Source organism: Pseudomonas gingeri (assembly GCF_013386115.1).
GTDB classification, from domain to species: Bacteria; Pseudomonadota; Gammaproteobacteria; order Pseudomonadales; family Pseudomonadaceae; genus Aquipseudomonas; species Aquipseudomonas gingeri.
Window position 1 is genome coordinate 85,586 of the sequence record NZ_JACAOR010000008.1, and the last position, 23,152, is coordinate 108,737.

At 63.8% G+C, this 23,152-nt stretch carries 22 protein-coding genes; 12 read left to right on the forward strand and 10 right to left on the reverse strand.

What is annotated here, in order from left to right; all coding sequences use genetic code 11:
- Positions 1-4 precede the first annotated feature (4 nt).
- Both HX881_RS16325 and HX881_RS16330 read right to left on the reverse strand, forming a co-directional pair.
- Positions 5-220: a TIGR02450 family Trp-rich protein gene (locus HX881_RS16325; RefSeq protein ID WP_177085484.1), complete on the reverse strand. Its 216-nt coding sequence runs from the start codon at positions 218-220 to the stop codon at positions 5-7.
- Positions 217-1,203, reverse strand: coding sequence for an NAD(P)/FAD-dependent oxidoreductase (locus HX881_RS16330; protein WP_042935443.1), 987 nt, complete (start codon positions 1,201-1,203; stop codon positions 217-219). Before HX881_RS16330 ends, HX881_RS16325 begins: the two co-directional genes overlap by 4 nt.
- A 195-nt stretch (positions 1,204-1,398) precedes the next feature.
- Here HX881_RS16330 and HX881_RS16335 point away from each other — a divergent pair, with 195 nt between their 5' ends.
- Together HX881_RS16335 and hemH are read left to right on the forward strand one after the other, a co-directional pair.
- The gene (locus tag HX881_RS16335; RefSeq protein ID WP_042935441.1) at positions 1,399-2,301 is read left to right on the forward strand and encodes a TIGR01777 family oxidoreductase; all 903 of its coding nucleotides are present in this window, start codon (positions 1,399-1,401) and stop codon (positions 2,299-2,301) included.
- 13 nt (positions 2,302-2,314) lie between these two features.
- Complete coding sequence (hemH, locus tag HX881_RS16340; protein ID WP_177085486.1) at positions 2,315-3,340, forward strand: ferrochelatase; 1,026 nt, start codon at positions 2,315-2,317, stop codon at positions 3,338-3,340.
- Positions 3,341-3,514: 174 nt separating this feature from the next.
- Here hemH and HX881_RS16345 read toward each other — a convergent pair whose 3' ends face one another.
- On the reverse strand, positions 3,515-4,789 hold the full coding sequence (locus HX881_RS16345) for a uracil-xanthine permease family protein (RefSeq protein WP_017126558.1): 1,275 nt from the start codon (positions 4,787-4,789) through the stop codon (positions 3,515-3,517).
- 1 nt (position 4,790) lies between these two features.
- Positions 4,791-5,429 carry a uracil phosphoribosyltransferase gene (gene upp, locus HX881_RS16350; protein ID WP_017126557.1) on the reverse strand — a complete coding sequence of 213 codons (639 nt, stop codon included), beginning with the start codon at positions 5,427-5,429 and terminating at the stop codon, positions 4,791-4,793.
- 186 nt (positions 5,430-5,615) lie between these two features.
- Between upp and HX881_RS16355 the strand changes: the two genes are divergently transcribed.
- The 3 genes from HX881_RS16355 to HX881_RS16365 are packed head-to-tail and all read left to right on the forward strand — an operon-like array spanning position 5,616 to position 7,650.
- Positions 5,616-6,173 (forward strand): hypoxanthine-guanine phosphoribosyltransferase, encoded by a 558-nt coding sequence (locus tag HX881_RS16355; protein WP_177085488.1) that lies wholly within the window; start codon positions 5,616-5,618, stop codon positions 6,171-6,173.
- A gap of 3 nt (positions 6,174-6,176) precedes the next feature.
- A complete protein-coding gene (locus tag HX881_RS16360; RefSeq protein WP_177085490.1) occupies positions 6,177-6,650 on the forward strand; it encodes a WbuC family cupin fold metalloprotein in 474 nt (157 codons plus the stop codon).
- Between the two features lie 58 nt (positions 6,651-6,708).
- Positions 6,709-7,650, forward strand: a complete 942-nt coding sequence (locus tag HX881_RS16365; protein ID WP_042935461.1) for an AEC family transporter — start codon at positions 6,709-6,711, stop codon at positions 7,648-7,650.
- 28 nt (positions 7,651-7,678) lie between these two features.
- Here the strand turns inward: HX881_RS16365 and HX881_RS16370 are convergent, their stop codons facing one another.
- The 6 genes from HX881_RS16370 to gatC form a co-directional block, all read right to left on the reverse strand.
- Entirely contained in the window at positions 7,679-8,059 is a 381-nt protein-coding gene (locus tag HX881_RS16370; RefSeq protein WP_177085492.1) for a carboxymuconolactone decarboxylase family protein, read from the reverse strand.
- Between the two features lie 11 nt (positions 8,060-8,070).
- Positions 8,071-9,126, reverse strand: coding sequence for a calcium/sodium antiporter (locus tag HX881_RS16375; RefSeq protein ID WP_042935460.1), 1,056 nt, complete (start codon positions 9,124-9,126; stop codon positions 8,071-8,073).
- A 50-nt stretch (positions 9,127-9,176) separates the two neighbouring features.
- Positions 9,177-9,548: a septal ring lytic transglycosylase RlpA family protein gene (locus HX881_RS16380; RefSeq protein ID WP_177085494.1), complete on the reverse strand. Its 372-nt coding sequence runs from the start codon at positions 9,546-9,548 to the stop codon at positions 9,177-9,179.
- A 178-nt stretch (positions 9,549-9,726) separates the two neighbouring features.
- Positions 9,727-11,190, reverse strand: coding sequence for an Asp-tRNA(Asn)/Glu-tRNA(Gln) amidotransferase subunit GatB (gene gatB / locus HX881_RS16385; RefSeq protein ID WP_280529440.1), 1,464 nt, complete (start codon positions 11,188-11,190; stop codon positions 9,727-9,729).
- 132 nt (positions 11,191-11,322) lie between these two features.
- Entirely contained in the window at positions 11,323-12,774 is a 1,452-nt protein-coding gene (gene gatA, locus HX881_RS16390) for an Asp-tRNA(Asn)/Glu-tRNA(Gln) amidotransferase subunit GatA (RefSeq protein WP_177085498.1), read from the reverse strand.
- A 16-nt stretch (positions 12,775-12,790) separates the two neighbouring features.
- The gene (gene gatC, locus HX881_RS16395; protein ID WP_017126548.1) at positions 12,791-13,078 is read right to left on the reverse strand and encodes an Asp-tRNA(Asn)/Glu-tRNA(Gln) amidotransferase subunit GatC; all 288 of its coding nucleotides are present in this window, start codon (positions 13,076-13,078) and stop codon (positions 12,791-12,793) included.
- 298 nt (positions 13,079-13,376) lie between these two features.
- Between gatC and mreB the strand changes: the two genes are divergently transcribed.
- From mreB to HX881_RS16430, 7 genes are all read left to right on the forward strand, one after another.
- On the forward strand, positions 13,377-14,414 hold the full coding sequence (mreB, locus tag HX881_RS16400) for a rod shape-determining protein MreB (RefSeq protein WP_002555108.1): 1,038 nt from the start codon (positions 13,377-13,379) through the stop codon (positions 14,412-14,414).
- Between the two features lie 172 nt (positions 14,415-14,586).
- Positions 14,587-15,669, forward strand: coding sequence for a rod shape-determining protein MreC (mreC, locus tag HX881_RS16405; protein WP_218171712.1), 1,083 nt, complete (start codon positions 14,587-14,589; stop codon positions 15,667-15,669).
- Complete coding sequence (gene mreD / locus HX881_RS16410) at positions 15,669-16,160, forward strand: rod shape-determining protein MreD (protein WP_103032945.1); 492 nt, start codon at positions 15,669-15,671, stop codon at positions 16,158-16,160. Before mreC ends, mreD begins: the two co-directional genes overlap by 1 nt.
- A gap of 87 nt (positions 16,161-16,247) precedes the next feature.
- Positions 16,248-16,853 (forward strand): Maf family protein, encoded by a 606-nt coding sequence (locus HX881_RS16415; RefSeq protein WP_177085866.1) that lies wholly within the window; start codon positions 16,248-16,250, stop codon positions 16,851-16,853.
- A 56-nt stretch (positions 16,854-16,909) separates the two neighbouring features.
- Complete coding sequence (rng, locus tag HX881_RS16420; protein WP_017126544.1) at positions 16,910-18,367, forward strand: ribonuclease G; 1,458 nt, start codon at positions 16,910-16,912, stop codon at positions 18,365-18,367.
- 78 nt (positions 18,368-18,445) lie between these two features.
- Entirely contained in the window at positions 18,446-22,261 is a 3,816-nt protein-coding gene (locus HX881_RS16425; protein ID WP_177085500.1) for a YhdP family protein, read from the forward strand.
- Positions 22,262-22,306: 45 nt separating this feature from the next.
- Positions 22,307-23,152, forward strand: a complete 846-nt coding sequence (locus tag HX881_RS16430; RefSeq protein WP_177085502.1) for a carbon-nitrogen hydrolase family protein — start codon at positions 22,307-22,309, stop codon at positions 23,150-23,152.

Below are 23,152 nucleotides of genomic sequence, written 5' to 3' on the forward strand. Positions count from 1 at the left end.
GACGTTATTGCCAGCCCATCCGCCAACTGGCGGCGTCCTGCAGGGTCCGCCAGGCGACGCGCTGATTGCGTCGGGTCAATACCGCTTGCAGTTCGAGTTCGAGGACCGTGCCGATCTCATCGCAGAACAGTTCGGTGACCAGGAAGTGTTTTTCCCGGTTTTGCGGGTGGGCTGCTGTCCACTTCGACAGCAGCAGCTTGCGTGGGTTGATCCGGTTCACGCCAGGTGTTCCAGCAGCCGGCGGGCGGCTTCCTGACCACTGAGCCAGGCGCCCTCGACACGACCCGACAGGCACCAGTCGCCACAGACATACAGGCCCAGGTCGGCGTCGGCCAGGGCACCCCATTCGCGCGCGCCGGCAGGACGGGCATAGAGCCAGCGGTGGGCGAGGGTGAAGGTCGGGGCGGGCATGGTGATATGCAGCAGTTCGGCGAACGCCCCGTGCAGGTGTTCGATCACGGCTTCCCTGGACAGGTCCAGGTGCTGCTTGCTCCAGCTGCTGGTGGCATGCAGGACCCAGGTGTCGAGCTTGTCGTCGCGTCCCGGTTTGCTGCGGTTGCGGGCCAGCCAGTCGAGCGGGCTGTCCTGCACGAAGCAGCCTTCCATCGGGGTATCCAGCGCTGTCTCGAACGCCAGGGCGACGGCCCAGGTCGGTTCCATCTGCACGCCGGCGGCGGCTCCGGCGAGTTTCGGCGCGGCGGCGAGCAGGGCGGTGGCCTGGGGCGCCGGCGTGGCGATGATGACGTGGCTGAACGGGCCATGGGTGAAGCCTTCGGCGTCCTGCAGGTGCCAGTGCTGTTCGCCGCGGAACACTTCGGTGATGCGGCAACTGAAGTGGGTTTGCAGGTCCCCCAGCAGGCCGCGGGTGATGGCGCTCATGCGCGGGGCGCCGACCCAGCGGGTCTGCTCGTCCGGCGACAGGTTCAACTGGCCGTTCTGCCAGGTGTAGAGCGTCGGGTCCCATTCGGCGACCCAGCCCTGGCTTTGCCAGCGTTGTACTTCGTTGACGAAACGGCGGTCGCGGGCGGTGAAGTACTGGGCGCCCATATCCAGCGACCCGGCGTCGCTGCGCTTGCTCGACATGCGTCCGCCGCTGCCACGGCTTTTATCGAACAGTTCGATGGCGTGCCCGGCATCCTGCAATGCGCGGGCGGCTGAGAGTCCGGCGATACCGGCACCAATTATTGCGATAGGTACAGTCATAGGGGCCTCGTTACCTGTCTGCACAGACTACGCCGTCGGTAAAACCTGTACAATCTTGATTTTAGGTATAAGTTGCGACCTTCCTGTCGTCTGAAGCTGTCCTATTGTTAAACACATATTCTGTCGAGAAGAAAAGAGCCCTGTGTATAAAAATAGACTAACGCTCCCGACAAAACGTTACGCGAGGACGCTTTCATGCACATATTGCTGACAGGCGGTACTGGTTTGATCGGGCGCCAGCTGTGCAAGCACTGGTCGGCACAGGGGCACCGCCTGACGGTCTGGAGCCGCCGGCCCGAGGACGTGGCCCGCTTGTGCGGGGCGCAGGTGCGTGGCGTGCGCCATCTGGAGGACCTGGCCGGCGAGCCGCTGGACGCGGTGATCAACCTGGCCGGCGCGCCGATTGCCGACCGCCCCTGGACCCACAAGCGCAAGGCATTGCTGTGGAGCAGCCGGATCCAGTTGACCGAAACCCTGCTGGCCTGGCTCGAAGGGCGCGAGCAACGTCCGGCGGTGCTGATCTCCGGCTCGGCGGTGGGCTGGTATGGCGACGGTGGCGAGCGTGAGCTGACGGAAGATTCGCCGCCGGTCAGCGAAGACTTTGCCAGCCAGTTGTGCATCGCCTGGGAGGAAACCGCGCAACGCGCGCAGGCTTTGGGTATTCGCGTGGTGCTGGTACGAACCGGCCTGGTGCTGGCGGCCGAGGGCGGCTTTTTGTCGCGCCTGCTGCTGCCGTTCAAACTCTGCCTGGGCGGCCCGATCGGCAACGGTCGGCAGTGGATGCCCTGGATCCATTTGCAGGATCAAATCGCCCTGATTGATTTTCTTCTGCACCGCGACGACGCCAGCGGTCCTTATAATGCCTGCGCGCCGAAACCGGTGCGCAACCGTGCGTTCGCCAAGGCCCTGGGCCAGGTGCTGCATCGTCCGGCCGTGATCCCCATGCCGGCCCCGGCCTTGCGAATCGGCCTCGGCGAGTTGTCGCTGTTGCTGCTCGGCGGCCAGCGCGCGGTGCCCAATCGCCTGCTGGCGGCGGGCTTCGTCTTTCAGTTTACCGATCTGCCCGCGGCCCTCGACGATCTGTCGGGTCGCCTCTGACATAGGACATTGCATGACCGATCACGCGCTGCTACTGGTCAACCTGGGTTCGCCGGCTTCCACTTCGGTTGCGGATGTGCGCAGTTACCTCAATCAGTTTCTGATGGATCCCTATGTGATCGACTTGCCGTGGCCGATTCGGCGCCTGCTGGTGTCGCTGATCCTGATCAAGCGCCCCGAGCAGTCGGCCCATGCCTATGCCTCGATCTGGTGGGACGAGGGCTCGCCGCTGGTGGTGTTGAGCCGGCGCTTGCAGCAGCAGATGAGCGCGCAATGGACCCAGGGGCCGGTGGAACTGGCCATGCGTTATGGTGAGCCGTCGATCGAGACGGTGCTGACCCGGCTGGCCTCCCAGGGTATCCGCCAGGTGACCCTGGCACCGTTGTATCCGCAGTTCGCCGACAGCACCGTGACCACGGTGATCGAAGAGGCACGGCGGGTGGTGCGCGAGCGCAGGCTCGACGTGCAGTTTTCCATCCTGCAGCCGTTCTACGACCAGCCGGAATACATCGAAGCCCTGGTGGCGAGCGCGCGGCCGCACCTGACGCAGGGGTTCGATCATTTGCTGCTGAGTTTCCATGGCCTGCCGGAGCGCCACCTGACCAAGCTCGACCCCACGGGCAGCCACTGTCTCAAGGATGCCGACTGCTGTCGGAATGCATCGCCTGCGGTGCTCGCCACGTGCTACCGCGCCCAATGCCTGCGCACGGCGGCGGCGTTTGCCGAGCAGATGGGATTGGCGCAGGAGCAATGGTCGGTATCGTTCCAGTCACGTCTTGGCCGGGCGAAGTGGATCGAGCCTTACACCGAGGCACGCCTGGATGAGCTGGCCAGGTCCGGGGTGAAGAAGATCCTGGTGATGTGCCCGGCGTTTGTCGCCGATTGCATCGAGACGCTGGAGGAGATCGGCGATCGCGGGCGCGAGCAGTTTATCGCGGCGGGAGGCGAGGAGTTGGTGCTGGTACCGTGCCTGAACGATGAGCCGCAGTGGGCGGCGGCGCTGAACACGCTCTGTGAGCGGGCGCCGTTGGCCCTGTAAATGCAAATCGTGGAAACCCTGCTGAACCTTGTAGGAGCCGGCTTGCTGGCGATCCAGGCGACGCGGTTTGACAGAAAACCGCACCGCTGCCATCGCCGGCAAGCCGGCTCCTACAGTTCTGTGTTGAATCGCAGATTTGCGTACAACACGGCCCCGTAGGAGCAAACACGAGCCTTACAACAACGGCTCGTCGCCTTTCTTGTGCTTCCAGCTGTCATTGCCTGGCAGCAACAGGTTCAGGGCAATCGCCACCACGGCACACAGGGCGATGCCCTTGAGGCCGAAGTCGTCGGGGCCGGTGCCGGTGCCCACCAGCACGCCACCGATGCCGAACACCAGGGTCACCGAGACGATCACCAGGTTGCGCGCTTCGCCCAGGTCGATCTTGTGGCGGATCAGGGTGTTCATCCCCACCGCGGCAATCGAACCGAACAGCAGGCAGAGGATCCCGCCCATCACCGGCACCGGGATGCTTTGCAGCAGGGCGCCGAACTTGCCGATAAACGCCAGACTGATGGCGAAGATCGCCGCCCAGGTCATGATTTTCGGGTTGTAGTTCTTGGTCAGCATCACCGCGCCGGTCACTTCGGCATAGGTGGTGTTGGGCGGACCGCCGAACAGGCCGGCTGCCGTGGTGGCGATGCCGTCACCCAGCAGGGTGCGATGCAGGCCCGGCTTCTTCAGGTAGTCGCGACCGGTCACGCTGCCCACGGCGATCACTCCGCCGATATGCTCGATGGCCGGGGCCAGCGCCACCGGGACAATGAACAGGATCGCCTGCCAGTTGAACTCCGGCGCGGTGAAGTGCGGCAGGGCGAACCAGGGCGCGGCGGCGATCTTGGCGGTATCGACCACGCCGAAGTAGAACGACATGGCAAAGCCCACCAGGACCCCGGAGATGATCGGCACCAGGCGGAAGATGCCCCTGCCGAACACCGCCACGATCAGCGTGGTCAGCAGCGCCGGCATCGAGATCAGCATGGCGGTCTGGTAATGAATCAGTTCCGAGCCGTCGCCGGCCTTGCCCATCGCCATGTTCGCGGCAATCGGCGCCATGGCCAGGCCGATGGAGATGATCACCGGACCGATCACCACCGGCGGCAGCAGCCGGTCGATGAAACCGGTGCCCTTGATCTTCACCGCGAGGCCCAGGAAGGTGTAGACGAAACCGGCCGCCATCACCCCGCCCATGGTCGCCGCCAGGCCGAACTGGCCCTTGGCGAGGATGATCGGGGTGATAAAGGCGAAGCTCGACGCGAGGAACACCGGCACCTGGCGTCCGGTGACCAGTTGGAACAGCAGAGTCCCCAGGCCCGCCGTGAACAGCGCGACGTTGGGGTCGAGGCCGGTGATCAGCGGCATCAACACCAGGGCGCCAAAGGCCACGAAGAGCATCTGCGCGCCAGACAGCACCGTGCGCCAGAGCGGGTCGTTGAACTCATCCCGCATGTCAGGCGTCCTTCTGCTTGGTGCCGAAGATCTTGTCACCGGCATCGCCCAGGCCCGGGATGATGTAGCCGTGCTCGTTCAGTTTCTGATCGATGGAGGCGGTGTAGATGGTCACGTCCGGGTGGGCTTTCTCGACCACGGCGATGCCTTCGGGGGCCGCGACCAGGACCATCGCGCGGATGTCCTTGCAGCCGGCTTTCTTCAGCAGGTCGATGGTCGCGACCATCGAGCCGCCGGTGGCGAGCATCGGGTCGATGATCATCGCCAGGCGTTCGTCGATTTCCGGGACCAGTTTTTCCAGGTAGGTGTGGGCTTCGAGGGTTTCCTCGTTGCGGGCCACGCCCACGGCACTGACCTTGGCGCCGGGGATCAGGCTGAGCACGCCTTCGAGCATGCCGATACCGGCGCGCAGGATCGGCACCACGGTGATTTTCTTCCCGGCGATTTTCTCGACCTGTACGGTGCCGCACCAGCCTTCGATGTCATAGGTTTCGAGGGGCAGGTCCTTGGTCGCCTCATAGGTCAGCAATGCACCGACTTCCTGGGCAAGCTCACGGAAGTTCTTCGTGCTAATGTCAGCGCGGCGCATAAGGCCGAGCTTGTGACGGATCAGCGGATGGCGGATCTCACGGATGGGCATGGGGAAAGGCTCCGACGGCGGGCAAAAAAACCGCCCTAGATTAATCTATCCGGGGAAGATGTCCTATAGAACGGTAATACGTTAGTCCAGAAACGCTTGATCTGACCCTGCCGGGTGCGTACCTTTGCCGGCTTTTCTTGCGCAGCTCCCTGCACAAGCCCTACCCAAGCATCTATGGAGAGCGCCATGTCCGCTGATCTCGAGCATATCCGTCAAGTCATGCGCGAAGCCGACTGCCTGTACACCAACGACCAAGTCGAAGCGGCCATCGCCCGGGTCGGCGCGCAGATCAATGCCGACCTGGCCGAGCGCAATCCGGTGGTGTTCTGCGTGATGAACGGCGGCCTGATCTTCTCCGGCAAATTGCTGACCCACCTCGATTTCCCGCTGGAAGCGTCCTACCTGCACGCGACCCGCTATCGCAACGAAACCAGCGGCGGCGACCTGTTCTGGAAAGCCAAGCCGGAAGTCTCGTTCATCGACCGTGACGTGCTGATCATCGACGACATCCTCGACGAGGGCCACACCCTGGGCGCGATCATCGACTTCTGCAAGCATGCCGGTGCCCGCAAGGTGCACACGGCCGTGCTGATCGACAAGGACCACGACCGCAAGGCGCGTCCGGACCTGAAGGCCGATTATGTCGGCCTGCCATGCATCGACCGGTACATCTTCGGCTACGGCATGGACTACAAGGGCTACTGGCGCAACGCTGCCGGCATCTTTGCCGTCAAGGGCATGTAAGCCATGGCCGCGCCGAGTTTTCTCGATCAGGCCCTGTTTGCCGACCTGGCCAGCAAGGCCGCGGCCAGCCCGCGTGGGCGCACGCACCACAACTTTCACCAGATGGACGAGCCATGCCATCGCATGGCGGTCGGCCTGCAGCCCAATACCTATGTCCCGCCGCACCGGCATTTGAGCGCGGACAAGGCCGAGACCCTGCTGGTGCTCAAGGGCAGCCTGGGTCTGCTGGTGTTCGACGAGGACGGGCAAGTGGTGACTCGTCGTGTCCTGCAGGCGGGCGGTGACTGTCCGGCCGTCGACCTGCCGGCCGGGGTGTTCCACGGGTTGGTGGTGCTGGAGCCCAACACGGTGATGTTCGAGTGCAAGGCCGGCCCGTATCGCCCGGTGGGCGAGGGCGAGATGGCGACCTGGGCGCCCCGTGAAGGCGAGGCGCAGGTCGCCGCTTACCAGGCCTGGATGCGCGCGCAGTTCGACTGAAACCCCATGCTTTGCCGTATCATTAGCCGACTAACGACAGGCTATGGGTTTCTACGGCATGCTGGCGATCTTTCTCGGCACTCTCACCATCACCGCGCCGGTGTTCGCCATGCTGTTCCTGGGCGTGGCGCTCAAGCGCGTTGGCTGGATCAACGACAACTTCATCCACACCGCGTCGGCGCTGGTATTCAACGTCACCATGCCGGCGCTGCTGTTCCTCGGGATCCTCCACGCCGACCTGCATTCGGCCCTGAAGCCCGCGGTGCTGGGGTATTTCGCCATTGCCACGCTGGTGGGGTTCGCCGGTTCCTGGGGGTGGGCGATCTGGCGTTGTCCGAAGGAAGACCGGGGCATCTATACCCAGGGGGCCTTTCGCGGCAACAACGGGGTGATCGGCCTGGCCCTGGCCGCCAGCATGTACGGCGACTACGGGATTTCCCTCGGGGCGATCCTCGCGGCGCTGGTGATCCTGTTCTACAACACCCTGTCGACCATTGTCCTGGCGGTCTATAGCCCGGTGATCAAGTCCGATCCCTGGAGCATCTGCAAAAGCGTGTTCAGCAACCCGCTGATCATCAGCGTGATCGCTGCCGCGCCCTTTGCGTACTGGCAGATCGGCCTGCCTGGCTGGCTGGAAACCTCCGGCAACTACCTGGCGCAGATGACCCTGCCGCTGGCGCTGATCTGCATTGGCGGCACCTTGTCCCTGGCGGCATTGCGCAAGAGCGGCGACATGGCCCTGAGTGCGAGCCTGGTGAAAATGGTCGGCATGCCGATCATCGCGACCCTGGGCGCATGGCTTTGCGGCTTTCGCGGCGCGGAACTGGGGATTCTGTTTCTCTACTTCGGCAGCCCGACGGCGGCGGCCAGCTTCGTCATGGCCCGGGCGGCCAATGGCAATCATGAACTGGCGGCGGCGATTATCGTGATCACCACGCTGATGGCGGCGATCACGACCAATATCGGCATCTTCGTGTTGCAGTGGGGCGGCTGGATCTGACGGCAGGCCCAGCCGCCGGCGGTCGCACTCAGTCCGCTGTCTGGTAGGCGTCGATCACTTCCTGGGCCGCGCGGAACGCATCGATGGCTGCTGGCACGCCGGCATACACCGCGCAGTGCAGCAGCGCTTCGCGGATTTCCTCGACGGTACAGCCATTGTTCAAGGCGCCGCGTACGTGGCCCTTGAGTTCCTGCGGACACTTGAGCGCGGTCAGCGCCGCGAGGGTGATCAGGCTGCGGGTCTTCAGCGGCAGGCCTTCGCGGTTCCAGACGCTGCCCCAGGCGTGTTCGTTGACGAAATCCTGCAGCGGCTGGCTGAACTCGGTGGCATTGCCCAGGGCACGGTCGACGAATACATCGCCCATCACCTGACGACGCATCTCGACACCAGCTTTCTTCTGATCGGTCATTGCAGTGGCTCCTATGAGTGTTGGCGACGCCAGGCCCGCAGCGTACTGAACAGCAGGTACGCCAGCAGCGCCGGCAGGATGAAAAACAGCATCAGGTGTTCCAGGCGCACCGCCATCGGCATGCCGGTGGTGAACCACACCACATGCAGGCCGTAGGCCAGGTACAGGCCGAGAAACAGCAGGCCTTCGGCGCGGGTGATGCGATAACCGGAGTAGAACACCGGCCAGCACAACGCCGCGACGCCGAGCATGACCGGCAGGTCGAACGACAGGGCGTTGGGCGACACCGACAAGGGTTCCGGGGCGATCAGGGCCGTGACGCCCAGTACCCCCAGCAGGTTGAACAGATTGCCGCCGATCACGTTGCCGACGGCGATATCCCGCTGGCCGCGGAAGGCGGCGATCAGCGAAGTGGCCAGTTGCGGCAACGAGGTGCCGACGGCGACCACGGTCAGGCCGATGATGCGTTCGGACAGGCCCAGCTCGGTGGCGACGTCAACCGCCGCATCCAGCAGCAGGTGACCGGCGAGCGTCAGCAGGGCCAGGCCCAGCAGCATCCAGGTCACGCTGCTGACCCAGGGCGCGCGCGGGCGGTCATGGGGATGCCCGGGGTGATGATGGGCATGCTGGTTGTGCTGCGAGGTACGCAGCAGCAAGCCCAGGTACAGGGCGAAAATCACCAGCATCAGCACGCCGTCGAAACGGCTCAGCTCTTCGTTGAAGGCCAGGCCGAAGACCAGCAGGCTGGCGACGATCATCAGCGGGATATCCAGGCGCACCAACTGGCGCGAGACCCGCAAGGGGATGATCAGCGCCGAGAGGCCGAGGGTCACCAGGGTGTTGAAGATATTGCCGCCGATCACGCTGCCGACCGCGATATCGGCGTTTTCATAAAAGGCCGCTTGCAGGCTGACGGCCATCTGCGGCGCGCTGCTGCCGAAGGCGACGATGGTCAGGCCGATCAGCAGCGGGCGCACCCGCAGGCTTGCCGCCAGGCGCACGGCCGCACGCACCAGCAGTTCGGCGCCGACGATCAGCAGTAACAGGCCGCCGAGCAGTTGGATCAGGCTCAGGAGCGGCAGGGCGGTCAATCCGAAAATGGCGGGGGCTCCCGAAGTCAGTCGTTGAGGCTTTGTACACGAACGCGCGCGGTGCCGCTTTGCAGCATACCCAACTGCTCGGCCGCTTCCCGTGAAAGATCGATCAGGCGCCCACGGGTATGGGGACCACGGTCGTTGATACGGACCACGACGCTGCGGTCATTGGCGAGGTTGGTGACTTTTACCCGGGTGCCGAAGGGCAGTTGGCGATGGGCGGCGGTCAGGCCGTGCTGGTCGAACGGTTCGCCGCTGGCGGTACGTTTGCCGTGGTGCCGGGCGCCATAGTAGGACGCCATGCCGGTTTCATTGTAGCCGCGCGGGTCGATATCGTGAGTGGCGCAACCGGCCAGCAGGGTGAGGAGGGCGCAGGCGCCAAGCAGGCGTTTCATCGGGGGCACTCCCTACAGTGATCGTTCCCACGGCGGAGCATGGGGTAGGCCTGCCTGTGGGAGCGGGCTTGCCCGCGAAGACGATGTATCTGCGCCATCGTATTCGCGGGCAAGCCCGTTCCCGCAGTGGACAGGCATGCAAGGCTGGCGGGAGCGGCCGTTGCCGGCCGCGCCGCTATCAGCCTTCGAGCTTGCTTTTCAGCAATTCGTTCACCTGTTGCGGGTTGGCCTTGCCCTTGGAGGCTTTCATCGCCTGGCCGACAAAGAAGCCGAACATCTTGCCGCGCTTGGCCTCGTCCGCCGCCCGGTACTGTTCGACCTGCTCGGCGTTGGCCGCGAGGACTTCGTCCAGGACCTTCTCGATGGCGCCGCTGTCGGTCACCTGCTTCAGGCCACGGGCCTCAATCACCTGGTCGGCGTTGCCTTCGCCGTTGGCCATGGCTTCGAAGACGGTCTTGGCGATCTTGCCGGAAATGGTGTTGTCCTTGATCCGCAACAACATGCCGCCCAACTGCTCGGCCGTCACCGGCGCCTGGTCGATTTCCACGCCCAGCTTGTTCAGCAGGCTGCCCAGCTCGACCATGACCCAGTTGGCCGCCAGCTTGGCGTCGCCGCCGATGCTCGCGACCTGCTCGAAGTAGTCCGCCTGCTCGCGGCTCGAGGCCAGTACGCTGGCGTCATACAGCGACAGGCCGTACTGGGACTGGAAGCGCTCGCGTTTCTGCGGCGGCAGTTCCGGCAGCTTGGCGCGCACGGCATCGAGGAACGCATCCTCGATGACCACCGGCAACAGGTCCGGATCGGGGAAGTAACGGTAGTCGTTGGCTTCCTCCTTGCTGCGCATGGCGCGGGTCTCGTCCTTGTTCGGATCGTACAGGCGGGTCTGCTGGATGATCTTGCCGCCGTCTTCGATCAGTTCGATCTGGCGCTGGACTTCAGTGTTGATCGCCTTCTCGATGAAGCGGAACGAGTTGACGTTCTTGATCTCGCAGCGGGTGCCGAATTCGACCTGGCCCTTCGGCCGTACCGACACGTTGCAGTCGCAACGCAGCGAGCCTTCGGCCATGTTGCCGTCGCAAATGCCCAGGTAGCGCACCAGCGCGTGGATCGCCTTGACATAGGCCACGGCTTCCTTGGCGCTGCGCATATCCGGCTCGGAGACGATTTCCAGCAGCGGCGTGCCGGCGCGGTTCAGGTCGACACCGGTGGAACCGCTGAATTCTTCGTGCAGGCTCTTGCCGGCATCTTCTTCCAGGTGCGCCCGGGTGATCCCGACACGCTTGACCGTGCCGTCTTCCAGGGTGATGTCCAGGTGGCCCTTGCCGACGATCGGCAGTTCCATCTGGCTGATCTGGTAGCCCTTGGGCAGGTCCGGGTAGAAGTAGTTCTTGCGGGCGAACACGTTGTGCTGGCCGATCTCGGCGTCGATTGCCAGGCCGAATTTCACGGCCATGCGCACGGCTTCTTCGTTCAGCACCGGCAACACGCCCGGCATGCCCAGGTCAACCAGGCTGGCCTGGGTGTTGGGCTCGGAGCCGAAGGTGGTCGAGCTGCCGGAGAATATCTTCGATTGGGTGGCGAGCTGGGTATGAATCTCCAGCCCGATCACGACTTCCCATTGCATGGTGTTACTCCTCGAAATCTTGCCAGGGGACGTTTGAAGCGTTGCGAGCGAAGGTAAGGCAAGGCGAAGGCTGACGAGTAAGCGCAGTTGACCTTAGTCAATGAGCATTACGCGTCAGCTTTCAACGCAGCATTACCGGGCGCAGCGGCTTCAAAACCCCTGGGGGGTGCGGGTGTGCCAGTCAGTGTTCAACTGATACTGGTGCGCAACGTTGAGCAAGCGGCCTTCCTGGAAATACGGGGCAAGCAATTGCACGCCGACCGGCAAGCCGTCGACGAAGCCCGCAGGCATGGACAAGCCCGGCAGACCCGCGAGGTTGGCGGTGATGGTGTAGAAGTCTTCCAGATACTCGGCGACCGGATCGTTGTTCTTGGCGCCGATCTTCCAGGCCGGGTTGGGCGTGGTCGGGCCGAGAATGACGTCGACCTCGTTGAAGGCGCTCATGAAGTCGTTCTTGATCAGGCGACGGATTTTCTGCGCCTTGAGGTAATAGGCGTCGTAGTAGCCGGCCGACAGGGCATAGGCACCGACCATGATCCGACGCTGCACTTCCGCGCCGAAACCTTCGCCACGGGAGCGTTTGTACAGGTCTTCGAGGTCCCTGGGCTCTTCGCAGCGATAACCGAAGCGCACGCCGTCGAAACGCGACAGGTTGGACGAGGCTTCGGCCGGGGCGATCACGTAGTAGGCCGGAATCGCGTGCTGGTTGTTCGGCAGGCTGATTTCCTTGATCACCGCGCCGAGCTTTTCCAGCTCCTTGACGCTGTCGTGCACCCGTTCGGCGATGCGCGGGTCGAGACCGGCGCTGAAGTATTCCTTCGGCACGCCGATGCGCAGGCCCTGGATCGAGTCGTTCAGGCCGGCGCTGTAGTCCGGGACCGGTTCATCGATGCTGGTGGAGTCCTGCGGGTCGAAGCCGGCCATGCCTTGCAGCAGCAGGGCGCAGTCTTCGGCGGTGCGGGCCAGCGGGCCACCCTGGTCGAGGCTGGAGGCGTAGGCGATCATGCCCCAGCGCGAAACGCGACCGTAGGTCGGTTTCAGCCCGGTGAGGTTGGTGAACGCCGCCGGCTGGCGGATCGAACCGCCGGTGTCGGTCGCGGTGGCGGCAGGCAACAGGCGTGCGGCCACGGCGGCGGCAGAGCCACCAGACGAGCCGCCCGGTACGTGTTCCAGATTCCACGGGTTCCTGACCTTGCCGTAGTAGCTCGACTCGTTGGCCGAACCCATGGCGAATTCGTCCATGTTGGTCTTGCCCAGCGTCACGGCGCCGGCAGCGGCCAGTTTGGCAACCACGGTGGCGTCGTAGGGCGCCTTGAAGTTGTCGAGCATCTTCGAGCCGCAACTGGTGCGCACGCCCTGGGTGCAGAACAGGTCCTTGTGGCCGATCGGCGCGCCGAGCAGGGCACCGTTCTCGCCGTTGGCGCGCCGTACGTCGGCGGCCTTGGCCTGTTGCAGGGCCAGTTCTTCGGTCAAGCTGATAAAGCTGTTGATCTGCGGATCGAGCTGGGCGATGCGCGCCAGCAGGGTCCGGGTCAGCTCTTCGGCGGAAAACTTCTTGTCGGCGAGTCCGCGGGCGATCTCGGCCAGAGTCAATTGATGCATTGCAGGCTCTTTCCCTTTAGTCGATGACTTTCGGAACCAGGTACAGGCCGTTTTCGACCGCTGGTGCGATGGACTGATAAGCCTCGCGGTTATTTCGCTCCGTGACGGCGTCGGCGCGCAGGCGCTGGCTCGCTTCCAGAGGGTGGGCAAGGGGTTCGATACCGTCGGTATCGACAGCCTGCATCTGGTCGACCAGACCCAGAATGCTGTTCAGGGCTTCGGTGGTGCGTGGAAGATCGGCTTCGACCAAGCCCAGGCGGGCCAGGTGAGCGATTTTTTCCACGTCGGAGCGGTCAAGCGCCATGGGAATCTCCAGTGGAAAACAAAATGGAAGCTGTCCGTGTGTTAGGCTCTGCACGGAAATTGCCTGCGCGACGATCATGCTGCGTTGAAAACACGCTCGATCGCCGCTCGACTAGTTTTCGTACTGATCCGGGATTATCGGAACACTACCGCATTTTTACGGTCACATGGCCGCGATTGTATGGGATGGTGCTCGGAAAAACGCCTAATTTAACATATTGGCGCCTTGCCCAAAATCCCCGTCGTTGTTAGAGTTTGCCGCACTTTTTTACCCACGCGTTGCCCAGGGTCCCTTTCCAATGTTCAAGAAACTGCGTGGCATGTTTTCCAGCGATCTCTCCATCGACCTGGGCACAGCCAACACCCTTATCTACGTGCGCGAGCGCGGTATCGTCCTGAATGAGCCATCGGTCGTTGCGATTCGCACCCATGGCAATCAGAAGAGTGTCGTTGCCGTCGGTACCGAAGCCAAGCGCATGCTCGGTCGTACGCCGGGCAACATTGCTGCCATTCGTCCGATGAAGGACGGCGTGATCGCCGACTTCAGCGTCTGCGAAAAGATGCTGCAGTACTTCATCAACAAGGTTCACGAAAACAGCTTCCTGCAGCCAAGCCCTCGCGTGCTGATCTGCGTGCCGTGCAAATCGACCCAGGTCGAGCGCCGTGCGATCCGTGAATCGGCCCTCGGTGCCGGTGCCCGCGAAGTCTTCCTGATCGAAGAGCCGATGGCCGCCGCGATCGGTGCCGGCCTGCCGGTTGAAGAAGCCCGTGGCTCGATGGTCGTCGATATCGGTGGCGGTACCACTGAAATCGCGCTGATCTCCCTGAACGGCGTGGTCTATGCCGAATCCGTACGGGTTGGTGGCGACCGTTTCGACGAAGCGATCATCACCTACGTGCGCCGCAACTACGGCAGCCTGATCGGCGAATCCACCGCCGAGCGCATCAAGCAGGAAATCGGTACGGCCTACCCGGGCGGCGAAGTCCGTGAAGTCGACGTTCGCGGCCGTAACCTGGCTGAAGGCGTGCCACGTGCCTTTACCCTCAATTCCAACGAAGTGCTGGAAGCCCTGCAGGAATCCCTGGCGACCATCGTCCAGGCGGTGAAGAGCGCCCTGGAGCAGTCGCCTCCGGAGCTGGCCTCGGACATCGCCGAGCGTGGCCTGGTGCTGACCGGTGGTGGCGCGTTGCTGCGTGACCTCGACAAGCTGCTGGCCCAGGAAACCGGCCTGCCGGTGATCGTCGCCGAAGATCCGCTGACCTGTGTTGCCCGTGGTGGCGGTCGTGCCCTGGAAATGATGGATAAGCACACCATGGACCTGCTTTCCAGCGAGTGAGTTCGCTGGCAGGCTCTATGATGGTTCGTTCACAGGCAGCACTTTGCAGTGCTGCCTGTTGCGTTTATCTTCTGTCAATCTTCATCCAGGCCGGTTTGATGCCGTATGAATAAAATGACTCATTGCCTGGGAGGAGCGGCTTATTAAACCGCTTTTCGCCAAAGGCCCCTCATTGGGCGTGCGCTTGTTGGTGCTGGTCGTGCTATCGGTCGCGCTGATGGTGGTCGATGCCCGTTTCACACTGCTCAAGCCCGTGCGCAGCCAGATGTCGCTGGTGCTGATGCAGTCATACTGGATTACCGACCTGCCGCAACGGTTGTGGCAAGGCGTGGCCAGTCAGTTCGGCAGTCGTACCGAACTGGTCGCCGAGAACGAAAAACTCCAGACCGAAAACCTGCTGCTGCAAGGGCGCCTGCAGAAACTCGCGGCCCTGACCGAGCAGAACGTGCGCCTGCGCGAATTGCTCAACTCGTCGGCGCTGGTCAACGAGAAGGTCGAAGTCGCCGAATTGATCGGCATGGACCCCAACCCGTTCACCCATCGCATCATCATCAACAAGGGTGAGCGCGATGGCGTGGTACTCGGTCAACCGGTGCTCGATGCCCGTGGCCTGATGGGCCAGGTGGTCGAGTTGATGCCGTACACCTCCCGCGTCCTGTTGCTCACCGACACCACCCACAGCATTCCGGTGCAGGTCAACCGCAACGGTTTGCGCGCCATCGCCAGCGGTACTGGCAACCCCGAGCGCCTGGAACTGCGCCACGTCGCCGACACCGCCGACATCAAGGAGGGCGACCTGCTGGTCAGCTCCGGCCTGGGCCAGCGCTTCCCGGCCGGTTACCCGGTGGCGACGGTCAAGGAAGTGATTCACGACTCCGGCCAGCCTTTCGCCATTGTCCGCGCCGTGCCGACCGCCGCCCTCAACCGCAGTCGCTACCTGCTGCTGGTGTTCAGCGACAGCCGTACCCCGGAAGAGCGCGCCAACGAAGCGGCCCAGGCCCAGGAAGCCGACAAGCAGGGCGACGGTGCGCCGATCGTTCCGGCGACCGTACCGAAACCGGCTGCGGCGGCTGCGGCGAGCGCGGCACCTGCGGCGCCAGCCCCGGCGAGCAAGCCACCGGCGCATGCCACCAGCACCAGCGCCCCGGCCCATGCGACACCGGCACCCAAGCCGGCGACCGGCAAACCTGCGGCCACCAAGCCAGCGGCCAAGCCGCCCGCGGCTGCACCGTCCACCCAACGGCAGGAGGAATAATGGCGGGCGCTACTCTTTCGCGTAATGGCTGGATCGTCTGGCTGACCTTTGCCGTCGGCCTGCTACTCAGTGTCTCGCCGTTGCCGCAGTTCATGGAAATCCTCCGTCCGCTGTGGCTGGCGTTGCTGCTGGCTTTCTGGTCGCTGTACCTGCCGCACAAGATCGGCATGGTCACCGCATTCCTGCTGGGCCTGGCCGAGGACGTGCTCTACGGCACCCTGCTCGGGCAGAACGCCTTGATCCTTACATTGATCACCTTCCTGGTGCTGTCGCTGCAACAGCGCCTGCGCATGTTCCCGATGTGGCAGCAGAGCCTGGTGATCCTGGTGATCTTCGGCCTGGCGCAGCTGGTGCAGCTGTGGCTCAGCGCCCTGACCGGCAACCGCCAGCCGACCCTGGCGCTGGTGCTGCCGGCGCTGGTCAGTGCCTTGCTCTGGCCGTGGATCAGCTTCGGCTTGCGCGGACTGCGTCGACGCTACAAGGTCAACTGACCGATCGCGTCGAATGCTCGTGAGCTGGTGATGATGCTGATGCTGATGAAGAGCCCCGATAAAGCGCCCCGACACGGAGATGTCCCGATGACCCCGCTCTACCTGGCCTCCGGCTCGCCGCGTCGGCGTGAACTGCTCACCCAGATCGGCGTGCCTTTCACCGCGATCAGCGCGGATATCGATGAAACTCCCCTGATGGATGAGACGCCGGCGGCCTATGTCGAGCGCCTGGCGCGCGGCAAGGCGGCAGCCGGCCAGGGCCTGTTGGCGAGCAGCCAGGTCGCGGCGCCGTTCTGTGTGCTGGGTGCCGATACCGCCGTGGTGCTGGACGGACGGATTCTCGGCAAGCCGCTGGATGAGGCGGATGCAGTGGCCACGCTGCTGGCATTGTCCGCTCGCGAGCACGAAGTGCTCACCGCCATCGCGCTGTTGGACGGTGATCGGTGCGAGTCGCGGGTGGTTCGCAGCCTGGTGAAATTTCGTACGATCAAAACAGAAGAGGCATCTGCCTACTGGTCCAGCGGCGAGCCTCGGGACAAGGCTGGAAGCTATGCCATTCAAGGCCTTGCCGCGGTTTTCGTCGAGGGTCTGAACGGCAGCTATTCGGGCGTGGTGGGCTTGCCGGTGTGCGAAACCGCAGAACTGCTCGGCCATTTCGGCATACCCTGTTGGCAAAACCTTATCGTGCGCTGATTGCCGCACTCCAGTGAACGGCAATTATTGTGAACACGCCTGAACGAGACCCAGCCATGAGTGAAGAGATCCTGATCAACATCACGCCGATGGAATCGCGCGTGGCGGTGGTAGAAAACGGTGTGTTGCAAGAGGTGCATGTCGAGCGTACGCAGAAGCGCGGTATCGTCGGCAATATCTACAAGGGCAAGGTGGTGCGGGTCCTGCCGGGCATGCAGGCGGCGTTCGTCGATATCGGGCTGGATCGGGCGGCCTTTATCCATGCCTCGGAAATTTCCATGCGCGAAGGCCCGGCGGTGGAAAGCATCAGCGCCCTGGTTCACGAAGGGCAGAGCCTGGTGGTGCAAGTCACCAAGGACCCCATCGGTACCAAGGGCGCGCGCCTGACCACGCAACTGTCGATTCCCTCGCGTTACCTGGTGTACATGCCGCGTACCGCCCATGTCGGCATTTCGCTGAAGATCGAAGAGGAAGCCGAGCGCGACCGGTTGAAGAAGGTCGTCAGCGATTGCGTGGCCCAGGAAGGCATCAAGGAAGCCGGTGGCTTTATCCTGCGCACCGCCGCCGAAGGGGCGGGGGCTGACGAGATCATGATGGATATCCGCTACCTGCGCCGGCTCTGGGATCAGATCGGCGCGCAGATCAAGACCATCGGTGCGCCCAATGTCATCTACGAGGACCTCGGTCTGGCGCTGCGGACCCTGCGTGACCTGGTCAGCCCGAAGATCGAGAAGATCCGCATCGACTCCCGGGAAACCTTCCAGAAGACCACGCAGTTCGTCGCCGAGTTGATGCCGGAAATTGCCGATCGTCTCGAACACTATCCCGGCGAGCGGCCGATCTTCGACCTCTACGGTGTCGAGGACGAGATCCAGAAAGCCCTGGAGCGCAAGGTGCCGCTCAAGTCCGGCGGCTACCTGGTGGTCGACCCGGCGGAAGCCATGTCCACCATCGACGTCAACACCGGGGCCTTTGTCGGTCATCGCAACCTCGAAGAAACCATCTTCAAGACCAATCTCGAAGCGGCTACCGCGATTGCCCGCCAACTGCGCCTGCGCAACCTCGGCGGGATCATCATCATCGACTTCATCGACATGGAAGACGAAGAGCACCAGCGCCAGGTGCTGCGGACCCTGGAAAAGCAGCTGGAACGCGATCACGCCAAGACCAACATCATCGGGATCACCGAGCTGGGTCTGGTGCAGATGACCCGCAAGCGCACCCGCGAAAGTCTTGAGCAGGTGCTCTGCGAGCCGTGCAGCAGTTGCCAGGGGCGCGGCAAGCTGAAGACCCCGGAGACGGTTTGTTACGAGATTTTCCGCGAGATCCTGCGGGAGGCCCGTGCCTATCAGGCCGAAGGTTATAGAGTGTTGGCCAACCAGAAAGTCGTTGACCGCCTGCTGGATGAAGAGTCGGGCAATGTCGCGGAGCTGGAGGGGTTTATCGGACGGACCATCCGTTTCCAGGTCGAAACCATGTATTCCCAGGAACAATACGACGTGGTGCTGCTCTGATTCCCTGCTCTGTACATACACTGTCCATGCTGGCTGGCGTTGGCCTGTTGATCGAACCTTGCCTGAGGGGCCACTGACATGGAGCGTCTGACACGCTTTGTCGCCGCGTTGACCCGCTGGGGCCTGGGTATCTGTGCGTTGTTGCTGGTGCTGGTGGCCTTGTATGCCAGCCTGGGGCGGCAGTTCGTGCCGCTGGTGGCCGAGTACCGCGCCGATGTCGAGGGCAAGGCGCAGGCCGCGCTGGGCATGCCGCTGTCCATCGGCAGCCTGGAAGGACGCTGGAGCGGCCTGGCGCCGGTGCTGCTGGCCCACGATGTGACGGTCGGTGCCGGTGTTTCGGCGTTGCGCCTGGACCAGGTGCAGGTGATCCCGGATATCTGGGCCAGCCTGCTGGCCCGCGAAGTGCGCATTGCCCGTTTGGAACTCAATGGCCTGCAGTTGAACCTGCGGCAGGACAAGGAGGGTCAGTGGGCCCTCGAAGGATTGCCACAGTCGGACGGCCAGCCGCTGGACCCCGAGCAACTGCTGAACCGTCTGCAGATGGTCGCGCAACTGTCGGTGCTGGATAGCCAGGTGACCCTGGAACCGTTCGGCGAATCGCCGCTGACCCTGACCTATGTCGGCCTGAACCTGCAGACCGGCCTGTCCCGCCAGCGCCTCGACATGCGCCTGACCCTGCCCGATGGCCAGCCCCTGGCGTTCAACCTGAGTACCCGGTTGCAGGCCGGCGCCTGGCGCCAGGGTTCCGCCGACGCCTACCTGAGCCTGCCGCAGAGCGACTGGGCGCGCTGGTTGCCGGCGAGCCTGAAACAGAAATGGAACGTCGCCGAGCTCAAGGCCGGCGGCGAATTCTGGTTGAAGTGGGCCGATGGCACGGTGCAAAGCGCCGTGGCACGTCTCAATGCCCCGCAATTTCGCGGCGCCTACGCCGACCGCAAGCCGGTGAAGATCGAGAACCTGGCCCTCAACGCCTACCTGCAGCGCAACGACCAGGGTTTCAGCCTGTTGCTCGACTCCCTGGCGATGAACCTCGGCAAGACCCGCTGGGAGTCCCATCTGCAACTGCAGCAGACGGCGGCGACCGACAAGGCCGGGGAGTTGTGGCATGTGCAGGCCGACCGCCTCGACCTGACGCCGATCACGCCGTTGCTCGATGGTCTGGCGCCGCTGCCGGAAGGCCTGGCGACCGTCATCGATCACCTGAAGGTCACCGGTGCCTTGCGCAACGTGCTGCTCGATTACCGTCCCCAGGAAACCGGTGACCGCCGTCTCAGCTTCGAGGCCAACCTGGAGCGGGTCGGTTTCGACGCCTATCACGGTGCGCCGGCGGCGCGCAATGTCAGCGGCAGCATCAGCGGCGACCTCGGCCAGGGTGAACTGCGCATGGACAGCAAGGACTTCTCGCTGTTCCTGTATCCGATCTTCAACAAGCCCTGGCAGTACATCCAGGCCAACGCCCGCCTGACCTGGAAACTCGACCAGCAGGGGTTCACCCTGATCGCCCCCTATATCAAGGTGCTGGGGGAGGAAGGCAAGATCGCCGCCGACTTCCTGATCCGCCTGCATTTCGAGCGTGACCAGGAAGACTACATGGACCTGCGGGTCGGCCTGGTGGACGGGGACGGGCGTTTTACTCCGAAATACCTGCCGGCGGTGCTGAGTCCGTCTCTGGACGAGTGGCTGCGCACCTCGATCCTCCATGGCGCGGTGGAACAGGGCTTCTTCCAGTACCAGGGTTCGCTGGACCATGATGCCGTGGCCGCCGCGCAGAATATCAGCCTGTTCTTCAAGGTCCATGACGCCGAGCTGGCGTTTCAGCCGGGTTGGCCGCATGTCAGCAAGGTCAGCGGCGATGTCTTCATCGAAAACAGTGGCGTGCGGATCAAGGCCAGCAAGGGCCAGTTGCTCGACACCCAGGTCAGTGATGTCGTGGTCAACATTCCCCACTCGTCGCAGGGCAAGGCCCCGCACATGTTTCTCGACGGTGGTTTTGCCGGCGGCCTGGGCGATGGCCTGAAGATTCTCCAGGAAGCACCGATCGGCACCGCCGCGACCTTTGCCGGCTGGCAGGGCGAAGGTGAGCTGAAAGGCCAGGTCAAGCTGGATATTCCCCTGGAGAAAGGCGAGGAGCCGAAGATCCTGGTGGATTTCGCCACCGACAAGGCGCGGCTGAAACTGGCCGATCCGGCCCTGGAGCTGACCCAGCTCAAGGGCGCTTTCCGTTTTGACAGTGCCAAGGGCCTGAGCGGCGAGGCGATCACCGCCCAGGCGTTCGACCGGCCGATCACCGCGCAGATCGCTGCCGTCGGCAAGCCCGGGGATCTCGGTACCCGGGTCACCGCCAAGGGCCAGGTGGCGATCAAAAAACTCACCGACTGGCTGGGTGTCAGCCAGCCGCTGCCGGTCACCGGTGACCTGCCCTATCAGTTGCAGTTGAACCTCGACGGCGCCGACAGCCAGTTGATCATCAACTCCAACCTCAAGGGCGTTGCCGTCGACCTGCCCGCGCCCTTTGGCATGCCGGCCAGCCAGGGCCGCGACAGCGTGTTCCGCATGACCCTGCAAGGTGCCGAGCGCCGCTACTGGTTCGACTATGGCGAGCTGGCGAACTTCACCTTTGCCGCGCCGGGCGGCAAGTTCGGCGACGGTCGTGGCGAACTGTTCCTCGGTGATGGCGATGCCCAGCTGCCGACGACCAAGGGTTTGCGCGTGCGTGGCGTGCTCTCGGAACTGGACCTGGAGCCTTGGAAAGCGGTGGTTGACCGTTATGCCGGCCAGGATCCCGGCGGCAATGCCAAGCAGCTGCTCAGCAGCGCCGACTTCAAGGTCGACAAGCTCACCGGCTTTGGTACCCGTTTCGACCAGGTGAGCCTGCAGATGGCCCGCAGCGCCACGGCCTGGGGCCTGATGATCGACAGCCAGCAGGCCAAGGGCAGCGTGACCCTGCCGGATGCCAAGGGCGCGCCGATTGGCGTCAAGCTGGCCTACGTGCGATTGCCAGCACCGGATCCGAGCGTGGTGGCCGATGAAAATGCCCCGGACCCGCTGGCCTCGGCGGATCCACGGCAGATCCCGGCGCTGGATATCAGCATCGACCAACTGTTCCAGGGCCAGGACCTGGTCGGGGCGTGGTCGCTCAAGGCCCGGCCGACACCCAAGGGAGTCAGGCTCAACGATCTCGACCTGGGCCTCAAGGGCATGCAACTCCAGGGCAACGGTGGCTGGGAAGGCGTGCCGGGCAGCAGCAACAGCTGGATCAACGGTCGTGTGGAAGGCAAGAACCTGGCGGATGTGCTGAAGGCCTGGAGCTTCGCGCCGACCGTGACCAGCGAGGATTTCCACCTCGATGTCGACGGTCGCTGGCCCGGCTCGCCGGCCTGGGTCGGGCTCAAGCGTTTCTCCGGCAGCCTGGATGCGACCCTGCGCAAGGGTCAGTTCGTCGAAGTCGAGGGCGGAGCCCAGGCACTGCGGGTGTTCGGCTTGCTGAACTTCAACTCCATCGGCCGTCGCCTGCGCCTGGACTTCTCCGACCTGCTCGGCAAAGGCCTGAGCTATGACCGGGTCAAGGGGGTGCTGGTAGCCAGCGATGGCGTCTATGTCACCCGCGATCCGATTACCCTGACCGGACCGTCGAGCAATCTCGAGCTCAATGGCACGCTGGACATGGTGGCCGACCGGGTCGATGCCAAGCTGCTGGTGACCTTGCCGGTGACCAACAACCTGCCGATCGCCGCCTTGATCGTCGGTGCCCCGGCCATCGGCGGTGCGCTGTTCCTGATCGACAAGCTGATCGGCGACCGGGTCGCCCGCTTCGCCAGCGTGAAGTACAGCGTCACCGGCCCGTGGAAAGAACCGAAAATCACCTTCGACAAGCCTTTTGAGAAGTCCAAGTAGAGCGCCATGGAGTAGCATGGTTGCCTACCTTTCAAGGAGTGCGCCATGACTTTCTCCGTCATCCAGATGGTCAGCCAGAGCGATGTGCTGGCCAACCTGAGCCAGGCCCGCCGCCTGCTCGAGCAAGCGGCCGAAGGCGGCGCGCGCCTGGCGGTGCTGCCGGAAAACTTCGCCGCCATGGGCCGTCGGGATGTCGCCGCCATCGGTCGCGCCGAAGCACTCGGCGAAGGACCGATCCTGCCATGGTTGAAACAGACCGCCCGTGACCTCAGGTTATGGATAGTGGCGGGCACCTTGCCGCTACCGCCGGTCGACCAGCCGCAGGCGAAGGCCAATGCCTGCTCGTTGCTGGTCGACGAGCAGGGTGAGACGGTGGCCCGCTACGACAAGCTGCACCTGTTCGATGTCGACGTGGCGGATAATCGTGGGCGTTATCGCGAATCCGATGACTATGCTCATGGTAGCCGGGTGGTGGTGGCCGATACGCCGGTCGGACGGCTGGGCCTGAGCGTGTGCTACGACTTGCGCTTTCCCGAGTTGTACAGCGAGTTGCGCCAGGCCGGGGCCGAGCTGATCACCGCGCCGTCGGCGTTTACCGCGGTGACCGGCGCGGCGCATTGGGACATCCTGATTCGTGCGCGGGCCATCGAGACCCAGTGTTATGTGTTGGCCGCCGCCCAGGGCGGTGTGCACCCGGGGCCACGGGAAACCTTTGGCCATGCGGCGATCGTCGACCCGTGGGGGCGTATCGTCGCTGAACAGGATCAAGGCGAAGCGGTGTTGCTGGCCGAGCGCGACAGTACTGAACAGGCGTCCATACGGGCGCGAATGCCGGTGGCGAGCCATCGGCGCTTTTTCTCGCAGGGCGCACGGCGGCCTGCATCGGAATGA

Excerpts from the sequence above, each read along its gene's own strand:
- HX881_RS16330 (WP_042935443.1), bottom strand. The coding sequence starts at position 1,203 with ATGACTGTACCTATCGCAATAATTGGTGCCGGTATCGCCGGACTCTCA.
- HX881_RS16335 (WP_042935441.1), top strand. The coding sequence starts at position 1,399 with ATGCACATATTGCTGACAGGCGGTACTGGTTTGATCGGGCGCCAGCTG.
- hemH (WP_177085486.1), top strand. The coding sequence starts at position 2,315 with ATGACCGATCACGCGCTGCTACTGGTCAACCTGGGTTCGCCGGCTTCC.
- HX881_RS16345 (WP_017126558.1), bottom strand. The coding sequence starts at position 4,789 with ATGCGGGATGAGTTCAACGACCCGCTCTGGCGCACGGTGCTGTCTGGC.
- upp (WP_017126557.1), bottom strand. The coding sequence starts at position 5,429 with ATGCCCATCCGTGAGATCCGCCATCCGCTGATCCGTCACAAGCTCGGC.
- HX881_RS16355 (WP_177085488.1), top strand. The coding sequence starts at position 5,616 with ATGTCCGCTGATCTCGAGCATATCCGTCAAGTCATGCGCGAAGCCGAC.
- HX881_RS16360 (WP_177085490.1), top strand. The coding sequence starts at position 6,177 with ATGGCCGCGCCGAGTTTTCTCGATCAGGCCCTGTTTGCCGACCTGGCC.
- HX881_RS16365 (WP_042935461.1), top strand. The coding sequence starts at position 6,709 with ATGCTGGCGATCTTTCTCGGCACTCTCACCATCACCGCGCCGGTGTTC.
- HX881_RS16370 (WP_177085492.1), bottom strand. The coding sequence starts at position 8,059 with ATGACCGATCAGAAGAAAGCTGGTGTCGAGATGCGTCGTCAGGTGATG.
- HX881_RS16380 (WP_177085494.1), bottom strand. The coding sequence starts at position 9,548 with ATGAAACGCCTGCTTGGCGCCTGCGCCCTCCTCACCCTGCTGGCCGGT.
- gatA (WP_177085498.1), bottom strand. The coding sequence starts at position 12,774 with ATGCATCAATTGACTCTGGCCGAGATCGCCCGCGGACTCGCCGACAAG.
- gatC (WP_017126548.1), bottom strand. The coding sequence starts at position 13,078 with ATGGCGCTTGACCGCTCCGACGTGGAAAAAATCGCTCACCTGGCCCGC.
- mreB (WP_002555108.1), top strand. The coding sequence starts at position 13,377 with ATGTTCAAGAAACTGCGTGGCATGTTTTCCAGCGATCTCTCCATCGAC.
- mreD (WP_103032945.1), top strand. The coding sequence starts at position 15,669 with ATGGCGGGCGCTACTCTTTCGCGTAATGGCTGGATCGTCTGGCTGACC.
- HX881_RS16415 (WP_177085866.1), top strand. The coding sequence starts at position 16,248 with ATGACCCCGCTCTACCTGGCCTCCGGCTCGCCGCGTCGGCGTGAACTG.
- rng (WP_017126544.1), top strand. The coding sequence starts at position 16,910 with ATGAGTGAAGAGATCCTGATCAACATCACGCCGATGGAATCGCGCGTG.
- HX881_RS16425 (WP_177085500.1), top strand. The coding sequence starts at position 18,446 with ATGGAGCGTCTGACACGCTTTGTCGCCGCGTTGACCCGCTGGGGCCTG.
- HX881_RS16430 (WP_177085502.1), top strand. The coding sequence starts at position 22,307 with ATGACTTTCTCCGTCATCCAGATGGTCAGCCAGAGCGATGTGCTGGCC.